General features: G+C 55.8%; 13 protein-coding genes. 8 read left to right on the forward strand and 5 right to left on the reverse strand.

Annotated features, from left to right (window positions below; genetic code table 11):
• The first annotated feature begins 6 nt into the window (after positions 1 to 6).
• The 5 genes from ACP7A4_RS12130 (at position 7) to ACP7A4_RS12150 (ending at position 7743) form a co-directional block, all read left to right on the forward strand.
• The gene (locus tag ACP7A4_RS12130; RefSeq protein ID WP_203303523.1) at positions 7 to 879 is read left to right on the forward strand and encodes a formylglycine-generating enzyme family protein; all 873 of its coding nucleotides are present in this window, start codon (positions 7 to 9) and stop codon (positions 877 to 879) included.
• A gap of 159 nt (positions 880 to 1038) precedes the next feature.
• Entirely contained in the window at positions 1039 to 2703 is a 1665-nt protein-coding gene (locus ACP7A4_RS12135; RefSeq protein ID WP_048399431.1) for a cyclic peptide export ABC transporter, read from the forward strand.
• Between the two features lie 169 nt (positions 2704 to 2872).
• On the forward strand, positions 2873 to 5350 hold the full coding sequence (locus ACP7A4_RS12140) for a TonB-dependent siderophore receptor (RefSeq protein WP_426247040.1): 2478 nt from the start codon (positions 2873 to 2875) through the stop codon (positions 5348 to 5350).
• 256 nt (positions 5351 to 5606) lie between these two features.
• Positions 5607 to 6629, forward strand: coding sequence for a methyltransferase (locus tag ACP7A4_RS12145; protein WP_203303521.1), 1023 nt, complete (start codon positions 5607 to 5609; stop codon positions 6627 to 6629).
• Positions 6630 to 6801: 172 nt separating this feature from the next.
• Positions 6802 to 7743, forward strand: a complete 942-nt coding sequence (locus tag ACP7A4_RS12150; RefSeq protein ID WP_426247042.1) for a cupin — start codon at positions 6802 to 6804, stop codon at positions 7741 to 7743.
• Between the two features lie 4 nt (positions 7744 to 7747).
• Here the strand turns inward: ACP7A4_RS12150 and ACP7A4_RS12155 are convergent, their stop codons facing one another.
• Positions 7748 to 8662 carry a LysR family transcriptional regulator gene (locus ACP7A4_RS12155; protein WP_048365400.1) on the reverse strand — a complete coding sequence of 305 codons (915 nt, stop codon included), beginning with the start codon at positions 8660 to 8662 and terminating at the stop codon, positions 7748 to 7750.
• 332 nt (positions 8663 to 8994) lie between these two features.
• Here ACP7A4_RS12155 and ACP7A4_RS12160 point away from each other — a divergent pair, with 332 nt between their 5' ends.
• Together ACP7A4_RS12160 and ACP7A4_RS12165 are read left to right on the forward strand one after the other, a co-directional pair.
• Positions 8995 to 10227 (forward strand): ribonucleotide-diphosphate reductase subunit beta, encoded by a 1233-nt coding sequence (locus ACP7A4_RS12160; protein ID WP_426247044.1) that lies wholly within the window; start codon positions 8995 to 8997, stop codon positions 10225 to 10227.
• A gap of 43 nt (positions 10228 to 10270) precedes the next feature.
• On the forward strand, positions 10271 to 10720 hold the full coding sequence (locus tag ACP7A4_RS12165; protein WP_059762807.1) for a DUF1289 domain-containing protein: 450 nt from the start codon (positions 10271 to 10273) through the stop codon (positions 10718 to 10720).
• Between the two features lie 155 nt (positions 10721 to 10875).
• Here ACP7A4_RS12165 and ACP7A4_RS12170 read toward each other — a convergent pair whose 3' ends face one another.
• The 4 genes from ACP7A4_RS12170 to hcnA form a co-directional block, all read right to left on the reverse strand.
• Entirely contained in the window at positions 10876 to 13800 is a 2925-nt protein-coding gene (locus ACP7A4_RS12170) for a hypothetical protein (protein ID WP_426247046.1), read from the reverse strand.
• Between the two features lie 361 nt (positions 13801 to 14161).
• A complete protein-coding gene (gene hcnC, locus ACP7A4_RS12175; protein WP_059762808.1) occupies positions 14162 to 15418 on the reverse strand; it encodes a cyanide-forming glycine dehydrogenase subunit HcnC in 1257 nt (418 codons plus the stop codon).
• Position 15419: 1 nt separating this feature from the next.
• Complete coding sequence (hcnB, locus tag ACP7A4_RS12180) at positions 15420 to 16817, reverse strand: cyanide-forming glycine dehydrogenase subunit HcnB (protein ID WP_059762809.1); 1398 nt, start codon at positions 16815 to 16817, stop codon at positions 15420 to 15422.
• The gene (gene hcnA, locus ACP7A4_RS12185) at positions 16814 to 17131 is read right to left on the reverse strand and encodes a cyanide-forming glycine dehydrogenase subunit HcnA (protein WP_048365395.1); all 318 of its coding nucleotides are present in this window, start codon (positions 17129 to 17131) and stop codon (positions 16814 to 16816) included. Before hcnA ends, hcnB begins: the two co-directional genes overlap by 4 nt.
• Positions 17132 to 17370: 239 nt before the next feature.
• On the opposite strand from hcnA, the gene ACP7A4_RS12190 reads away from it, so the two are divergent.
• Complete coding sequence (locus ACP7A4_RS12190; RefSeq protein WP_426247049.1) at positions 17371 to 18234, forward strand: LysR family transcriptional regulator; 864 nt, start codon at positions 17371 to 17373, stop codon at positions 18232 to 18234.
• The last annotated feature ends 4 nt before the right edge of the window (positions 18235 to 18238 follow it).

The raw sequence follows: 18238 nt of genomic DNA on the forward strand, positions 1-18238 counted from the left end.
CCGACCATGCTTACGTTGAAACCGCTTTACCGTTTATCGCTGGCCACATTGCTTGCCAGCCTGGTGCCTGCACTGGCTCAGGCAGCCGAACCTGCCAAGCCGGGCACGGTGTTCAAAGACTGTAAAGACTGCCCTGAAATGGTCGTCCTGCCGACGGGCAGCTTCATGATGGGCACGCCAGAGGATGAAGTCGGGCGTGAGCCCGATGAAGGTCCGCTGCATAAAGTGACCTTCAGCAAGCCGCTGGCCATCAGCCGCTTCCAGGTCACTGCTGCCGAGTTTGACGCCTATATCAAGGAAACCGGGGTCAAGATTGCTGATGGCGATGACCGCCCGGGACGCGAGTGCATTGCCAGCAAACCGCGCTACCCGCAAGGCCCGCGCCAGCCGGCTGTGTGCATGGACTTCGACGACGTCAAAAACTACGTCAGCTGGATTGCGAAAAAAACCGGTAAGCCTTATCGCATGGTCAGCGAAGCCACCCGCGAATACGCAGCGCGCGCAGGCTCGACCGGCCCGTTCCCGTTCCCGATGGACGAAGGCAAGGAGTACAGCATCGCCAAACATGCCAACACCTACGGCCCTACCGATGGTTACAGCTATACCTCGCCCGTAGGCAGCTACCCGGCCAATGCGTTTGGGGTGTATGACATGCACGGTAACGTTTACGAATGGCTGGAAGACTGCAAGCACCATGACTACGTCGGCGCGCCGACTGATGGCAGTGCCTGGGTGAGCGGCAGCACCTGCGAACTGCGCCAGATCCGCGGCAACGACTGGGGCGAAGCGCCGGTATTCTCCCGCTCCGGCAACCGCAACGATATTTACCCGCAAACCCGTGGCGACTGGGTGGGCTTTCGCGTGCAGCGCGAACTTTAACTCCGCTGTGTAGGCGCTGGCGTAGGCTGCGAGCTTTTATGTTGATAAAAAAGATCGCAGCCCAAGGGATGTAGACCTGGGCCGCCTCACACTAAATCCCCACCCCAATCGCTCGTTCTCAAGAGACTGCCCTTACCTTGATTCAAGGAACTCTTGTTTATGAGCCAGCCCGCCACGCCCCGACACAACCCCGGGGTTCTTCGAGAACTGTTCCAACTGCTCAAGCCGTTCCGGCTCATTGTCAGCCTGTCCGTCCTGTTGGGCATGGTCGGCGGCTTGAGCGTGACGGTGCTGCTGGCAACCATCAATAATGCGTTGCACAGCGAAAGCGGCCTCACCAACCATGTGGTCGCCCTGTTCGCCGGGCTGTGCGTATTGGCGCTGATCAGCACCATTTGCTCAGACATTGGCAGCAACTATGTAGGCCAGCACATCATCGCCAAATTGCGCAAAGAGCTGGGCGAAAAAGTGCTCTCGGCGCCCATTTCGCAAATCGAACGCTACCGCAGCCACCGACTGATCCCGGTGCTGACCCACGACGTCGACACCATCAGCGATTTCGCGTTTGCCTTTGCCCCGCTGGCGATTTCCCTGACGGTGACGCTGGGCTGCATGGGCTATCTGGCCATGCTCTCGTGGCCGATGTTTTTGATGATGCTGGTGGCCATTGTGATCGGCACGGTGATTCAGTACATCGCGCGTGGCTACGGACTGAACGGTTTTACCCAGGCCCGCGAAGCAGAAGATGAGCTGCAAAAGCATTACAACGCGATTGCCGAAGGCGCCAAGGAATTGCGCATTCACCGCCCGCGTCGCCAGCGCATGTTTGTGTCAGGCATCGCGCGCACCGCACAAAAAATCTGTGACATTCAGGTGCGCTCGATCAACACCTTCGTTATCGCCAAAAGCCTGGGGTCGATGCTGTTCTTCGTGGTCATCGGCCTGGCGCTGGCCATGCAATCGCTGTGGCCAAGCGCCAACCCTGGCGTAATAAGCGGGTTTGTGCTGGTGCTGTTGTACATGAAAGGTCCGCTTGAGCACCTGATCAGCACCCTGCCGATCATCAGCCGCGCGCAAATTGCCTTCCGCCGCATTGCCGACCTCTCCGAGCAATTCAACTCGCCAGAGCCACATCTGCTGTTGAGCGAAGATGGCGCGCAAGACAAAACCGTTAACAGCCTCGAACTGGTGGACGTGAACTACAGCTTCCCGGCGGTAGAGGGCAGCGCGCCCTTCCGCCTGGGACCGGTGAACCTGAAAATCAATCAAGGCGATATCGTGTTTATCGTCGGCGAAAACGGCTGTGGCAAAACCACCCTGATCAAGTTGCTGCTGGGCCTGTACGCACCGCAACAGGGCGAGATCCGCCTCAATGGCCAGGCCGTCAGCGCTCAAACCCGCGACGACTACCGCCAGCTGTTCACCACCATCTTTGCCGACTACTACCTGTTCGACGACGTGGTGCAGGGTGACATGAAAATCCCGCAGGACGCCGAGCAGTACCTTAAGCGGCTGGAGATTTCGCACAAGGTCAGCATCAACGACGGTCAGTTCAGCACCACCGACCTGTCGACCGGCCAACGCAAACGTCTGGCGCTGGTCAACGCGTGGCTCGAAGAACGCCCGGTTCTGGTGTTTGACGAATGGGCGGCCGATCAAGACCCGACCTTCCGCCGCATTTTCTACACCGAACTGTTGCCGGACCTCAAGCGCCTGGGCAAAACCATCATCGTCATCTCCCACGACGACCGTTACTTCGATGTGGCAGACCAACTGGTGCGCATGGACAGCGGCAAGGTCAGCACCGCGCTGGAACCTGCCTGATCCCCGTCATGTAGGAGTGAGCTTGCTCGCTCCTACAGTGATTTCTTACTCAGAAAAATAAATTCCAACTAAATGAGGAACTTCTTTCCGGTTTCTTAATCGCGCTGCGTCTAATAACTATTCCCATTAACAAACAATAATTCCCCCTCCTTCGGAGCCTCGGCACGCAATGCAACGACCAAACTTGAGACGGACCCCGCTTTCGATCGCTACCCAGCGCCAGACCGTTCGCCGCACGCTGTTGTCCAGTGCTTTTGTAGCTTCGGTGCTGCTGGGTTCATCGGTTGCTCAGGCAGCCCCGGTAGCCTTGAACATCCCGGCGCAGTCGCTGGCCAACGCGCTAAATGAGCTGGGCAAGCAAGCCAACTTGCAGATCCTGTACAGCGCCGATCAAGTTCAAGGGATCAAGTCGCATTCCGTGTCCGGTTCACTGGAACCCGTTAAAGCCCTGGAAACCCTGCTGCAAGGCAGCGGCATTTCCTACCAGCTCAATGGCGATACCGTGATCCTCAACGCCCCGCAAGGCAAAGGTCTGGAGCTGGGTGCAACCACCATTTCCGGCCAAGGTCTGGGCAACTCGCTGACGACCGAAGACACCGGTTCCTACACCACCGGCGCCACCAGCAGTTCGACCAAGCTGCCGCTGTCGATTCGTGAAACGCCGCAAACCGTGACCGTGATCACCCGTCAGAACATGGACGACCAAGGCGCGCAAAGTATTGGTGATGTGTTGCGTAACGCGCCGGGGATCAGCACCCAGGCGTACGACAGTGACCGCATGGAGTATTCGGCACGCGGTTACGCCATCACCAACTTCCAGTACGACGGCGTCAACTCGTTATACGACGGGGTATTCGACGAAGGCGCGACCAAGGTCGACATGGCGTTGTACGACCGCGTAGACATCGTCAAGGGCGCAACGGGCCTGTTGTCCGGTTCCGGCGATCCCTCCGCGACCGTTAACCTGATCCGCAAAAAACCGACCCGCGAATTCAAGGCTTCGATTACCGCCAGTGCCGGTTCGTGGGACGACTACCGGACCGAAGGTGATATTTCCGGCCCGCTGAATGACGACGGCAGTGTGCGTGGGCGTTTTGTGACGGCGTTTCAGGATGCCGACTCCTACCGCGACCGCTACTCAAAAAAGAACCAAGTGTTCTACGGGATTATTGAAGCCGACATCACCCCGGACACCCTGTTCACCTTTGGCATGGATTACCAGGACATCAAGCCGCGCGGCTCATCCTGGACCGGTAACCCGTACTATTTCTCCAACTACACCAAGACCGATTTCAGCCGCTCGTTCAACCCGGCCACCGACTGGAGCCGCCGTGACGTACAAGCACGCACCACTTTCGCGTCCCTTGAGCACCGCTTTGCCAACGACTGGAAAATCAAAGGCACGATCAACCAGCAGGTCAACGATCACGACACACAGCTAGGCTCTGCCAGTGGCGACAAGCCTGACCCGGTGACCGGCGATGGCATGTTCTTCTACTGGGGTAAATGGGAAGGCCATCGCGTTCAAAACACCTTCGATCTCAACGCAACCGGCCCTTTCAGCCTGTTCGGTCGTGAGCATGAATTGGTGGTGGGCTACACCTCTCAGGAATCCAGACAAACAGGTGCCACGTTTGACGGCAGCCAGTTCACCAAAGTACCGGGCAGCATTTTTGACTGGAAGGGCAAATACCCGGAGCCTGACTTTCCGAAAAACGGCAAGTACGAGACCAATCAAAACCAGAACAGCGCTTACATAGCGGCACGCTTCAAGCCTACCGACGATTTGTCGTTGATCCTGGGCAGTCGTGTGAGCGACTTCCAATACAACAGTACTTACAAATACTACGTACAAGCACCACCGAACTTCGAAGACAACAAAACCACGTCCAAGCAACACGGCCGTGTGACGCCTTACGCCGGTGCCGTGTATGACATCAACGACACTTACTCGGTCTATGCCAGCTACACCTCCATTTACAAACCGGTCACGGACAGAAGCGCTTCAGGCACCACCTTGGCGCCGACTGAAGGCAACAGTTACGAAATCGGTTTGAAAAGCGAGTACTTCGATGGTCGCCTGAACGCCAGTATCGCGGCGTTCCGAACCGAGCAGAAAAAGGTCCCCATCAACGTGGGCACCAACCCGATCACTAACGAAGGCATTTATGAGTCTCTGGACGGTGCCACCACCAAGGGCGTTGAACTGGAGCTGACCGGCGAAATCATGCCGGACTGGAACCTGATCGCCGGTTACACCTATGCTCAAACCCGCTCGGAAGATGGCAAGCGCGTGTATGGCTATCCATTGCAAACCACCAAGCCTGAAAACGTGGCGCGACTGTTCACCACCTATCGCTTGCCCGGTGTGTTGAACAAAGTGACTGTTGGCGGTGGCGTGAACTGGCAAAGCCCGTTCTACGGCCAGATCTACAACGATGCCAAAGAAGACTACGACATCATCGAACAGCACAGCTACGCGCTGGTTAACCTGATGACCCGTTACGAGTACAACGAACACCTGACGTTCAACCTCAACGCCAACAACGTATTCGACAAGAAGTACCTGTCCGGCCTGGGCAACTTCAACACCACGTACTACGGTGAGCCACGCAGCCTGATGCTGACCACCAAATACACGTTCTAAGCGTCAGCCGCCCCACCCCAAAAGCCCCGGTGCTCACGCGCCGGGGCTTTTGCGTTTGAGGGTTGCCAGCGGCTGACCTGACGCCCGAGGAGGAACCAAAAGCCTGATGGCTTCGCGCTAGGGGTGAGCCTTGACACCCTCACGTTTAAACGGGTGCGCACGCACGCCTGAACTAGACTTTTGTGTTGCAGCGCTCAAACCCAGCCATACCGCCTCTTCCCTCCTAAAGCGCTGACATCATTTCGCAGGTGAACACATGCGCTTAACGCCCCCAGAGACTCAAGACACCCACGTTTTTGATATCACCCTGAATTTATTTACCTATCCCGCCGTTTTAATCGCACACAAATTGGGCCTGTTTGAAACACTCAATCAACCGGGCGAATGGAGTGTCACCTCATTAAGCAGCCATCTTGGGCTTGCGCCACGGGCAATGAATACGCTGCTTAATGTGAGTACTGCGTTTGGCTTCATACACCGTCACGCATCGTCATACGCCCTTTCTGCGACCGGCAAAGAGTATTTAGTCAAGACCAGTCCCTATTATTTCGGTGACTTTTGGAACTTGATGATCGATAACGCACATCTGTTTGCATTCGAGCACCTTGAAAAAGCAGTAGTGACCAATACACCGCAATTCCAAAAGGATGTACTCGATATCTTCGATGCGAACCAAAAAAACCAACAACAAGGCATCAAATTCACTCATGCCATGCACAGCTTGAGCATGGCTCAAGCCTGTTTCTGGCCACGCTGTATAGACCTGCAAGCTGACACGCTTTTACTCGATATTGGCGGCGGGTCCGGGGCGCATGCGATTGGCGCACTTGCGCAATGGCCTCATTTGCGAGCAGTGGTTTTCGATTACGCCGCTATCTGTAAGGTGTGTGAACACTACGTAAGTGAGCATCAACTCACAGAGCGCATTACCACACACAGCGGTGATATGTGGCATGACCCTTTTCCGCCTGCGGACGTGCACTTTTACTCGAACGTACTGCATGACTGGCCGCCTGAAAAAGCAGCGTTTCTTATTGGAAAAAGCTTTGATGCACTGCCCAATAACGGCCGCATCCTTCTCCACGAAGTTTTATACAACGACGCTAAAGATAACCTGGCGGCGATTGCCTACAGCTTGATGATGTTAAGCGCCACCCAAGGCCAACAGTTTTCAGCGCAAGAGCTGGAGCAACTCTTAATTGACGCCGGTTTTGTCTGCATCAAGACATTGAAAACCAATGGCCACATGTCGATTGTTTCAGCCTACAAGCCAGGGTAACTGTCCACGTTTAACCACTTACCCCCCTAACGCCTGTCGGGGGGTAAAGCGTTGTCCTGGACACCTCTTTCGGCACAACTGCTGTTCCGTTTGAGGCTTTAATCCGGGCGTGAACGCCTCTTATAGTGGCTACTCCGTGCAGCCGTGATGCGACTTATAAGAAGAGGTTTCCATGAGTAGCCTGAATGCCCCATTGCAACACCTTGATGTGCTGGATGCCGAACACGACGCGCAATACTTTGAGTACAGTAAAGCCGCCAACCCGATCAGTGCCGGGTTGATTTCCCGTATTCCTTATCAAAATTTCCCTTCATCGCTGTATGACACAGGCCCAAGTCGCGTGGTCCCGCTGGACTTGAGCGAGGCACTGGGATGTCCGGGGCCCGCAACCGGGCCGGGGTTGCTGGCGAACTTCATTCGTCTGAATGCCGGTGACAGCCTTACGCTGGCGCCTGTCACGACCTCTCAGGTGGTGTATGTGATCGCCGGGCGTGGGCAATTGGTGCAGGGCAGCACGCGTTTTGAATGGGAGAAAGGCTGTTTTATCGCCATGCCCGGAATAGAAGCGGTTCACCTGAGCGCCAGTGAAGATGCGCGGTTCTATTACGTACATGACGAGCCGCTGCTGCGCTACTTGGGGGTGGTTCCTGCACAACAACAGTTCAGCGCCACGCTGTATCCCGCTCACACCGCCAATGCCAAGCTGCGCGAAGCCGCGGATGACCCGCGAGCGCAGGATCGCAGCCGTATCAGTATCTTGCTGGGCAATCGGCATTTTCCTCAAACCCGCACGGTGACTCACGTGTTATGGGCGATGTACGGGATTTTGCCCGCAGGTTCGGTGCAAAAACCACACCGCCATCAATCCATTGCGCTGGACTTCATCATTGACTGCCCTGCGGGTTGCTACACGCTGGTAGGCACGGACATCGATGAAAACGGCCAGATCCGTAATCCGACGCGAGTCGACTGGGCGCCGGGGCTGGCGTTTGTCACGCCGCCGGGTTATTGGCATGCGCACTTCAATGAGTCGCAGAGCGAAGCGTTTTTGATCCCGATCCAGGACGCAGGTCTGCAAACGTATCTGCGGGCGCTGGATATCCGCTTCAGCTAACCCCTCAAGACTGCCAATACGCGGGGCTGCCGACACGCTCGACCATAAAGTCGATGAAACAACGCACCTTCGACGACACCGTGCGTTTGGGTGGGTACACCAACCACAGCGACGCAGGCACCTGCGTCGCTTGCACCTGCCATTCAGGCAACCAACGCACCAAAGCGCCCGAGGCCAGCTTGTGCGCTACCAGCCAGTCCGGTAAACAGGCCGCCCCCAAGCCCTGCTCAACCGCCAGCAATTGCGCCTCCAGGTCGTTGATGCGCAGCCCGCCTGCCACTTGCACCCGCTGCACGGGGTGAATAAAACCGTCAGCAGGCACAAAGAAAACATCGTCGGGCAAATTACCGTTCAACAACACCGCGCCAAGCGCCTGCGGATTTGAAGGGGCCGGGTGTTGTCGGGCGAACGCCTGACTGACACAGACCAGTGTGCGTTCACTGGCCAGCTGGCGCGCTTTGAGGGTGGAGTCGGGCAAGACACCAATGCGCAAGGCCAGATCGACGCCGGCATTGATCAAGTTCACATGTTGATCGTCCAGCATCAGTTCCAGGCGGACTTCGGGATGCTGCGCCATGAACTCACCGAGGAGTGGCAGAACGTGATGCCGGGCGAATGCGGGGGGCAGATTGAGTTTCAGCAGGCCACGCGGGTGCTGGTTGAGCGACGCCGTCGCGTGCTTGGCCTGCTCCAGTTCATCCAGTACCCGCACCGCATGGTGCAGGAACGTCTCGCCACCCTCGGTCAAGCGCAAGGTACGGGTTGAGCGATTGAACAAGGCGATGCCCAGATCGTGCTCCAGATCCTTGATGTAACGCGACACCGTTGAGGCTTTGATCGACAGTTTTTCGGCGGCCCTGGAAAAGTTGTTGGCGTGCGCCGCTTCGACAAAAGCATTCAGCGCTGCGAAATAGTCCATGGCGAGTCCGCACGAAAGAAAAGTTGCCAAAGGCTATCAGATTGATCACTGCACTGGCGTGGTCACGAACAGGCATTCTGGGTTGACCACCCTCCCCATCGACTATATGGTGTGTCACTAAAGAGCAATTAACACCACATAGTGTGTTTTCAGCCTGACAAGCTACGCTATCGACACAACCGTCAGGAACGCGATTACTCGCGAGAGGTCGCCGCCGAAAATTCGCGAGGCCAGCTCACTCCTGGTGTGTTTTTGTTAATGCTCGAACATTTTTACGCCCGTCCAAGACCACACACCCTGGTCAAACCCGCCTCCTGCGAAAGGAAACTCCTATGTTGAATTGGGACAGCTCTGACAACGAAGACCTTGATTTGCGTGCCGAGCAACCCGCACCGGCTGCACTGGACGCACTCAACAACGCTGGCGATCAAGAAGCCGCCAAAGCACGCCAAGTCACCGCAGGTGACACACCGGCCATCATTCGGGCCAAGGCGGCCCTGAATTCGCTGGACATTGCTGAGGGCATGGCTGAGCTGGAGGGCGCTTCGGCACGGGTGGCGGTGGATGAAAAACGCATGATCAATTGCCGCGCCGACCTGAACCAGTTGGTACCGTTCAAGTACGACTGGGCGTGGCAGAAGTACCTGGACGGTTGCGCAAACCACTGGATGCCGCAAGAAGTCAACATGACTGCCGACATCGCCCTCTGGAAAAACCCCGAAGGCCTGACCGATGATGAGCGCCGCATTGTCATGCGCAATTTGGGGTTCTTCTCTACGGCCGATTCATTGGTGGCCAACAATTTGGTACTGGCCGTCTATCGACTGATCACCAACCCGGAATGCCGCCAATATATTTTGCGCCAGGCCTTTGAAGAGGCTATTCACACCCACGCGTATCAATACTGCATTGAGTCGCTGGGCATGGATGAGGGCGAAATTTTCAACATGTACCACGAGATCCCGTCGGTGGCTAAAAAGGCCGCGTGGGGATTGAAGTACACCCGTTCGATCTCCGATCCGAAGTTCGAAACCGGCACTGTTGAAACCGACAAAGAACTGCTGCGCAACCTGATCGCTTATTACTGCGTGCTTGAAGGCATCTTCTTCTACTGCGGCTTCACCCAGATCCTGTCGATGGGCCGCCGCAACAAGATGACTGGCGTTGCCGAGCAGTTCCAGTACATCCTGCGCGACGAATCCATGCACCTGAACTTCGGCATCGATGTGATCAACCAGATCAAAATCGAAAACCCGCACTTGTGGGATGCCGACATGAAGGAAGAAGCGTCGCAGATGATCCTGCAAGGCACTCAGCTGGAAATCGAATACGCGCGTGACACCATGCCGCGCGGCGTATTGGGCATGAACGCGGCAATGATGGAGGATTACCTCAAGTTCATCGCTAACCGCCGTCTGTCGCAGATCGGCCTGAAAGAAGAGTACCCGGGCACCACTAACCCATTCCCATGGATGAGCGAAATCATGGACTTGAAGAAAGAGAAGAACTTCTTCGAGACACGGGTCATTGAGTACCAAACGGGCGGCGCACTGAGCTGGGATTGAGCCCGCTGCATCATTCACCCTTCCCCCTTACAAACTGATGCTTATGTGTAGCCAGAAAATTAAAACGCCCTGCGTGGGATTATGCTCAACGGTTTTTGGCGACCTTGTATGCCGTGGCTGCAAACGCTTTCATCACGAAATCGTAGGGTGGAACGGGTACAGCGAAACCGAGAAGCAGTCTGTGCTGCTGCGCCTGGAGCACGTATTGGAGCGTGTAACGCAAGGCTTGGTCGATGTGTTTGATGAGCCATTGCTCATCGACAAACTGGCGCAGCGAAACATTGGGCTGCGCCCTGGCCAGTCGGTGTATTACCTGGCGTACCACGTGATCTGGCGAGGAGCGCAGACGATCAAGAACATTGAGGATTATGGGATAAGGCTGGCCCCCGACTTACGGGGAATGCCTCTGGTTGATGTGCGTACGTTGCTGGACAAGGAGTTTTTTATCCTGTCCGAGATGCATTACAAGCGGATACCGCTAGGCGAGCGTTAATGAGTCAACAAAAAAAACCATCGTCAGAACGCGTTCAATCGCGTTCTGACGCGCCGTAGTTGTACTGCAATACGGCATCATTTAAACCCACCTGAAATATGGATACTCGCGCCTGGAACGTCATCCACGATGCTCGGCGTTGTCAGCGCCCCATTTTAAACATCCGTAGTCAGCGAAAAATCGATGGTGGAAGGCGCATGTTTATCGATGACATAAGGATTACTGTCCTCGCCGATTTCATTGCTCTCCCTTATGGAAAAAGTGCGCTTTATCGTAACGTCTACACCCGGAATTTCCCGTATGTTTTCATCGACGTGAAAAACTTTAAGCTTGGAAACGACATTGACATTGGCTGTATTATTTACAGGGTCATAATCAATTGTAAAACTCAAACCCCTGCCGCTGGCCAGCAGCCCGTCTTTCAGTCCAACATCTCCCCCCCCTATAGAACTAAGTCCGTGTGCCGTCACACCTTGATGCGCCACTTCAGAAATGCGCGCGCGCATTAACGGATCAGGAATGGCGGCCTCAAACTGACGCAGTTTTAGTAACTTAATGGCATCCCCCGTCTGAATCTGAGTGCCAGGCATCATATTGAGCTCAGGTTTTTCTCGGTTGATGACCGTATATTCATTGCGATCAATATCCGCTAAAAAATTAACCGAGTAGTCGCTGTCTGCCAAGGCGGTCGGCCTGGCTCTTTCCCCCTCCGTAATCATGTAATTATCGTCAGCAACCTCCCAAGAAAGTTGAAATTGCTTTTGCGTGACCACGCCGTTTTCTTGTCGCGTATTTTTAACCGCGTGCTCATAGTTGACGTTTTTATCGAACTTTAAATATTCATCAAGCTTTTCGGCGCCTGTGGTGTCCAGCCCTTGCACCTCAAACTTACTGGCCAAGGGTGAAGCAGGTCGTTCGTCAGCAACAGGGGTAGTCGGCGGCGTGGTCCTGCGCCAAGGCCAACTTCCCCCTTGCCCCTCAGTGCGGACCCAATCACCGTTGTTGGTATGACTGACCGTTATTACGGGTTTACGAGTAACGGGGTCAATAATCTGTGCGCGGTTGTCACCGAGTTTGAAATCGGACCTGATCTCATACACCTTGGAAGCACCGCTGCTATCGGTATGACGAATGAACCACTGGTCAGCGCCACTCGAATTTTTGAGCTGATAAATACCTTTGTCATTCGGCACAACCGTCTTAATTAAACTTTCGCCGTCAGGCACTGCATAGCTGCTAATATTCCCCGCTTGGCCGGGACGCAGCCGGTTGATATCAGATTCAGTGGCAACCCTTTTATTGACGACCCCTGGGTGAGAGGTTGTTTTGGTGGGCGGTTCACCCTGAGCGGGGACATTCACTTCACCCGGTGTGTTTAACGTCTGTGGCGCACGCCGTAATTCAAGATCATGCGTCTGCTCGTTACGTTTCCAACTGTAATCTTTGACGGTAGACGTATTAGGTGAAGGGGTATCCCCTAATCCCGTCTCAACGGCGCCGGGCAATAGTTCATGCGCCAATTGCAGATTCGAAATCACCGCAGCGGCATTACCTTGAATTCGATCATCCGCCGTTTTGCCATAAATACCGTCATGCACACCGAAGACTATATTGCCGGCGTTGCCAACCACCGGCAAATAACCAAAGGTGTTACCCCACGCCTCTTTGACACTTTTCCAACTTTGCTGTGAGCTGCCAAACACCTGTGTTTGGTCGGACCATACTGAGTTCTTGGTGTTCACGGCTTGATAGTCTGACGCCAGGCCGTTGTTTAGACTGCCCTCCTTTAATGCATAATCACGGTTTCGCGAACGGGTGTAATTGAAGGTTTCCCGCACCGGTATGGCTTGATCCGAGACAAGATTGAAATACCCCTCGTAACGCACATCATTGCCAGCGATCAGGTTATCAAGCACCTCCCCAGCCTTTGGCCAATGCGTATCTTTACCCCCTTGTCTATCGCGGGCATTAAAACTTTTTAGCAGGTCATTGCGATGTGTTTTCGCCCACTTGGCAAAGCCGTCATCGCCCTGGATTTCATGAACACTGCCTTTACGTAAATCAATCATCAGCCCCTGATTTGGCCTGTGCTCAGAATGGCCGTCATAGGGGGTATTCGGAACAAATGCATACCCGGCCAGTGGGTAACCGTACACATTAGGAATGATGACCTGACCGTTGTGCGTCAATGTGCGTGTTACGGCGGCTTGCCCTGCCGGGCTTAACGATTCAAACCCCGTTTTGTCGTTAGCCAGGCTTTGCAAAGTGGCCTTTACAAGAAAGGCATCCGCTTTCCCGGAACGCTGCGCCAACTCCCCCGATGCATCGCGCATGGGCGTAGCGACCTCTTTCTCCCAATGATTTTGAAGCTGCTTGCCCAGCACTTCTAGCGCGTCGACTTTGCTCCGGTCTTTGGGCTGAATACCCATATATTGAAAATTGATCGGGCCACCCGGCTCAACTTTGTCGTGTGCCAACGCGCCGGCTGCAATTTCCCAGGCAAAGTACGTTCGCTTTTCAGTGCTTACATGATTTGTTTTATTCCCTATTATTTCTTTTCTGTAGGCGTCGAACGTCACCGTGATTTTTTTATGCGGATCATACCCCGCAGCCAATAAGCCAGCGCTGAAGAATCCAGAAGGCTCCATGAACTGGCGTGCGTTCTGGAACTTGACGTTTCTTTCACCCTCGCTCCCCTGCTCTATATTGCCAATCTGCGCTTTTACCCGATTAGCATAAGCATCGACACGCCGCTTTCGCTCATCAAGGCTATAGCTCCCCTCGGGCGGTGAAACCGTATTTGATCCATAAATCGTGTGCGTGTTGCCATCCAGTTGGGGCGGCGAATAAGACCGTGATAACGAGTTGCCATTTCCCCCCACTCTCTGCGCAGGCACCCCGGTTTCACTGGTTGAACGTTCTTGGGGGTTGGCGGGCGATGGCGCGGGGTTTTGCACAGGCAGGGTCTGATTGGTTACTGATGAGCGGCTGTGTTGCACACCACGGGCTTGCTCTTTGCTTGGCACCGCAGGAAGTTGAGGCGTGACGAGTGCGATCGACGGGATCGTGAAGGTAGACATTCGCTTGATACCCTTTCAGACGTGGCGGGAATTTATGCCTGTCAGTCAGAGTTTCCATGATCCTCCGGTCAGGCTCCCATAGGTGCGTTCATCACCTGTCGGGGTTCCACCTGGGAAGATCGCGATGTGTAAAAACTTAAATGGCGCGTGGCGTGAAATCGCCCCTGAGCAAGTGGTCTGTACAGCTAAACCAAGGGCCGGGATCACTACGGTATAAGCGTTGGTCATCGCCAAGGGCAAAGGTTGTTACAACAAACCCGAAACGAGCTTGCCTTGCAGCTACGATGTGGCATTCAACCTGCAGGCCGACTGACACTTAGCTTTCGCGAGGCAAGCTCAACTCCTACCGTAAAAGCAGTGCTTACGCGCCCATCACTTTTGGCAATCCTACGGGCTGCAAATCAAAGCGATCCGCCAGGAATGGCGTCACGTCCAACGGCAAAGGTTCATTGCGCACCAGTGCATCCAGCATGACGCCGGTGATCGCAGAGGTCAGGATGCCAGTACGGAAGTGACCGCACGCATTCAAGTAACCTTCCACCCCTTTCATGGGGCCCAGGATCGGCAGTTCATCCGGTGATCCCGGACGCAAACCGGCCCAGGTGCGCTTGAGGTTCACGTCTTTCAACTGCGGGATGCAACGCATGGCGCCTTGTACCAGGCCGCTGATTTCCGGGAAGGTGGTGGTGACGTCGAAGCCTTTGTCTTCCGTGGTGCTGCCAATCAGGATTTCACCGTTGTCTTTCTGCGCCAGATAACAATCACTGGTGGTCAGGCAGCCGTTGAGCAGCTTGGGCATGCGCTCGGTAAGCACGATTTGGCCTTTGACTGGCGCCACAGGGATGCTCAAGTCGGTGGCCATCACGCTCAGCTCTGCGGCCCATGCGCCTGCCGCGTTAATCAGGGTTTTACTGTGGAAGACGCCTTCGTTGTCAGTGCGCACACCCAACACTTTGGCGCCTTGGCGCAGTACACCGGTGACGTTGGTGTTGAAGAACAGGTCAACGCCATTTTGCCGTGCACCTTCGGTGTAGGCGTCCGTCAGGCGGAACGGGCTGACCTGGTGATCGCACAGAAACTCCAGCGCACCCTTGGCATCGTGGCTGACACTGGGTTCGGATTCACGCAGGGCGGCCTGGTCGAGCCAGCGCACTTCATGGGCCAAATGCGGAATATTGGCCACGATGTGCTCTGCGTACAGGCGGTCTTCATCGTCGTAAATCACGTACTTGAGGCCCGTACGTTCGAACTTGAAATCCATACCGTGCTTTTCTTTGAGTTCTTGATGCAGGCCGGGGTACAGCGCATTGGACTGCAAGGCAAAGTCGAAGAAACAGTCGGGCAGAATGTGCGGCGTACTGGAGTCCACCACCACTGCGCTGCCCTGGGCTTCGCGTTTGCGCTCAGCCGACATCATGCGAAAGAAAATCACCCCGCAGCCAAGGCCCACAGACTCCCCGATGGCCCACAAACCGCCTGCCGAAGCACGGCTGGCGTTGCCAGGGCGTTTGCAGTCGATCATGGCAATTTTCAAATCTTTGCGGCGTGACAGGTGATAGGCGATTGAGGCACCGATCACCCCGCCGCCGGCAATTACAACGTCATAAGTCTTGATCATGTCAGGCATCCTTGCAGGCATTGGTGAAAGCAGAAAAAGGCACAGGCTCCAGCGGGAAGCGCGGGCGCAACCAGCCCACATCCTTGCGCCCGGTGGCATCACGCAAGCGATCGCTGCAATAGCCGACGCACATCCGGCCCTGACAATCGCCCATGCTGACGCGGGTGCGCATTTTCAGCCCGGCCATGTCTTGCACGCCCTGGCTAAGCGCCACGTCGATATCAGCGCGCGTCACGTGCTCGCAACGGCAGACCACAGTGTCGGCCTGAGGCAGGTCAATCTGACGGGTGCCGCGTTGGGTGTAGCGGTCAATCCCGCCACGGAAACGCACGATGGTGTTGAGTTTACTCATGTAAGCGCGACGCTCTTCAAGGGCCTGTTTTTCACTCAGGACCCCGCGCTGCAGCAGTATCGACAGGGCCGCGATACGCCCTGTGAGCATCGCCGCTTCGCCACCACGCAACCCGGTGACATCACCGGCCAGATGGATACTCGGGTCACTGCTTTGCTGCCAGCTGTTCGCCGTTGCAGCCAGATAGCCATCAACGTTATAGGCGTGCTCAAGGCCCATTTGCTGGGTGAGCTGGGTGCGCGGAATAAACCCGTAGCCCACCGCCAGCGTGCGCGCGACAACCGGCTGCGCCTTGCTCATGTCGGCCTGCCAGGTGCTGGAATACGGCGCAACAATCACTTCTTGCAGCTCACCTTGACCACGGGCCTCGACCACGCCCCAACCGTAACGCACTGTGATGCCGTGGCGCTTGAGGTACACCAGCATGCTCAGGCCATCGAGGAACAACTGCGGCTGGTTAAGCAGCGCCAGGCTTTCTTTGGCGATACGGCCCAATTCACACGCTTCATAAACACCGGCTATTTCGACACCCGCCGCATGCAACTGGCAGGCAACCAGCATCAACAGAGGCCCAGTGCCCGCGATGAGTACCGGGCCTTTAGGCTTGACTACACCACTTTTGATCTGCAATTGCAGGCCGCCGAGCATGATGACTCCCGGCGTGGTCCAGCCCGGAAAAGGCACGCTGCGTTCATGGCAACCGGCCGACAACAACAGTTGCGGGAATTGAATCTCTTGCACCTGTTCATGGGCATCGAGCATTTGTAACCGCTGTTCGCCCTGACCACCAATCACGCGATGATTGAGCCGCACATCGACCAGATGGCCAAACTCGGCGAATTCAGCGTGCAATTTATGCAGCGCGTCTTTATAGCGCTCACCCAAATAGTCCAGCTCAACGCCTTCGCGCAACGGGCCGCGATACACCACACCGCCCAGGCGCGACGCCTCTTCGAGCAAGGTGCTGGCTACGCCATGCTGTGCCAGCTCGATCGCGGCTGACATACCCGCCGGGCCACCCCCAACGATGACAGGATTAAGGCTCATAGCACTTTCTCCTGTTCGGCGACCCGGTTGTGCCCGGTTTCGACTTTCATGCCGGGGTGTACCACGGTCTGACAGGCGCGACGTTTGTGGCGACCGTCAATATTGACCAAACAGCAATAGCACACGCCCATGCCGCAATACGCACCGCTGATCTGTCCATGATCGTTGGCTGACACCTGGCGCACACCCACTGAATTCAAGACGCTGAGTACGGTTTCCCCTTGCGCAGCATTCACCGCCTGACCATTGATGAGGATGGTCATGTCCGCCTGCATTAAAGGTTGAATGTCGTACTGCCGGTTCAAATCATCCATTTTTTTATGTTGTCCTTTTAATGTGTCTTGTGCGGCACACCCGCAGGTGCCGCACCGCTTCATGCGGGCCTCTGGATTTTTTGGGCAGCCAGAGGTCTTGGCGTTTAAATACCAAGACCCCGAACGTTAGACGATTCGCAAAAATAAGCATTGATATAAGCCAATAGATTCACCTGATTTTTCGAGTTTTCGATCTATTGCACTTACACTGAACGCCCTTTGCACTGCGGCGGCCCTCTATGGACCTGGATCTGGCTCGAACCTTTCTTGAAATTGTTCGCTACGGCAGCCTTGCCAGCGCAGCCCAGAACCTGCATGTCACCCAGACCGCCGTCACGGCACGGGTGCAGAAACTTGAAAGCCTGCTGGGCGTGACGTTGTTCATTCGCAACCGCGCCGGGGCCAGGTTAACCCCCGAAGGCGAAGCCTTTGTGGTGTATGCCAATCAACTGCTGCAAACCTGGGAAGCGGCACGGCGCGATCTGCCGCGCCCCGAAGGGCTCAATCAAGTGCTGCATATCGCGGGCGAGGTCAGCCTGTGCAACCCGCTGATCCTGAGCTGGACCAAAGCCCTGCGCCAACACCTCACCTCCCACGCCGTGCGCGTGCAAATTCGCGATGGCGAGCAGTTGTTGCGTCAAGTGGAAATGGGCTTGCTGGATGCCGCTCTGGTTTACCGGCCCGCGTATTGGCCTGGGGTGCAGGTGGAGCAATTGCTGGAAGAAAAGCTGATTCAAATCCGCCGCCCCGCCTTACCAGAGCCTTATGTGTACGTGGATTGGGGCGAAGACTTTCGGCGTCAGCATGATGCTGCACTGCCCGATAAAGCGCGCGCCGTGCTCAGCTTCAACCTGGGGCCTGTGGCGCTGCACTACATTCTTGAAAACGGCGGCAGTGGCTACTTTCGCACGCGGGTGGTGCAAAGCTACCTCAACAGCGGTGCGCTGGAGCGGGTGCCCAAAGCGCCAGAATTCAGCTACCCCACCTATCTGGTGTATTCGCGCGAACGTGATTGCGCGGCGCTGCAACAGGCGCTTGAGCTATTGCGCGACATCGTCAAACAAGACAGCGACTGGTCGCAACGCTGGGGACCGGAGGTCTGAGCTG

The organism is Pseudomonas sp. TWR3-1-1, assembly GCF_049896545.1.
Lineage (GTDB): Bacteria > Pseudomonadota > Gammaproteobacteria > Pseudomonadales > Pseudomonadaceae > Aquipseudomonas > Aquipseudomonas weihenstephanensis.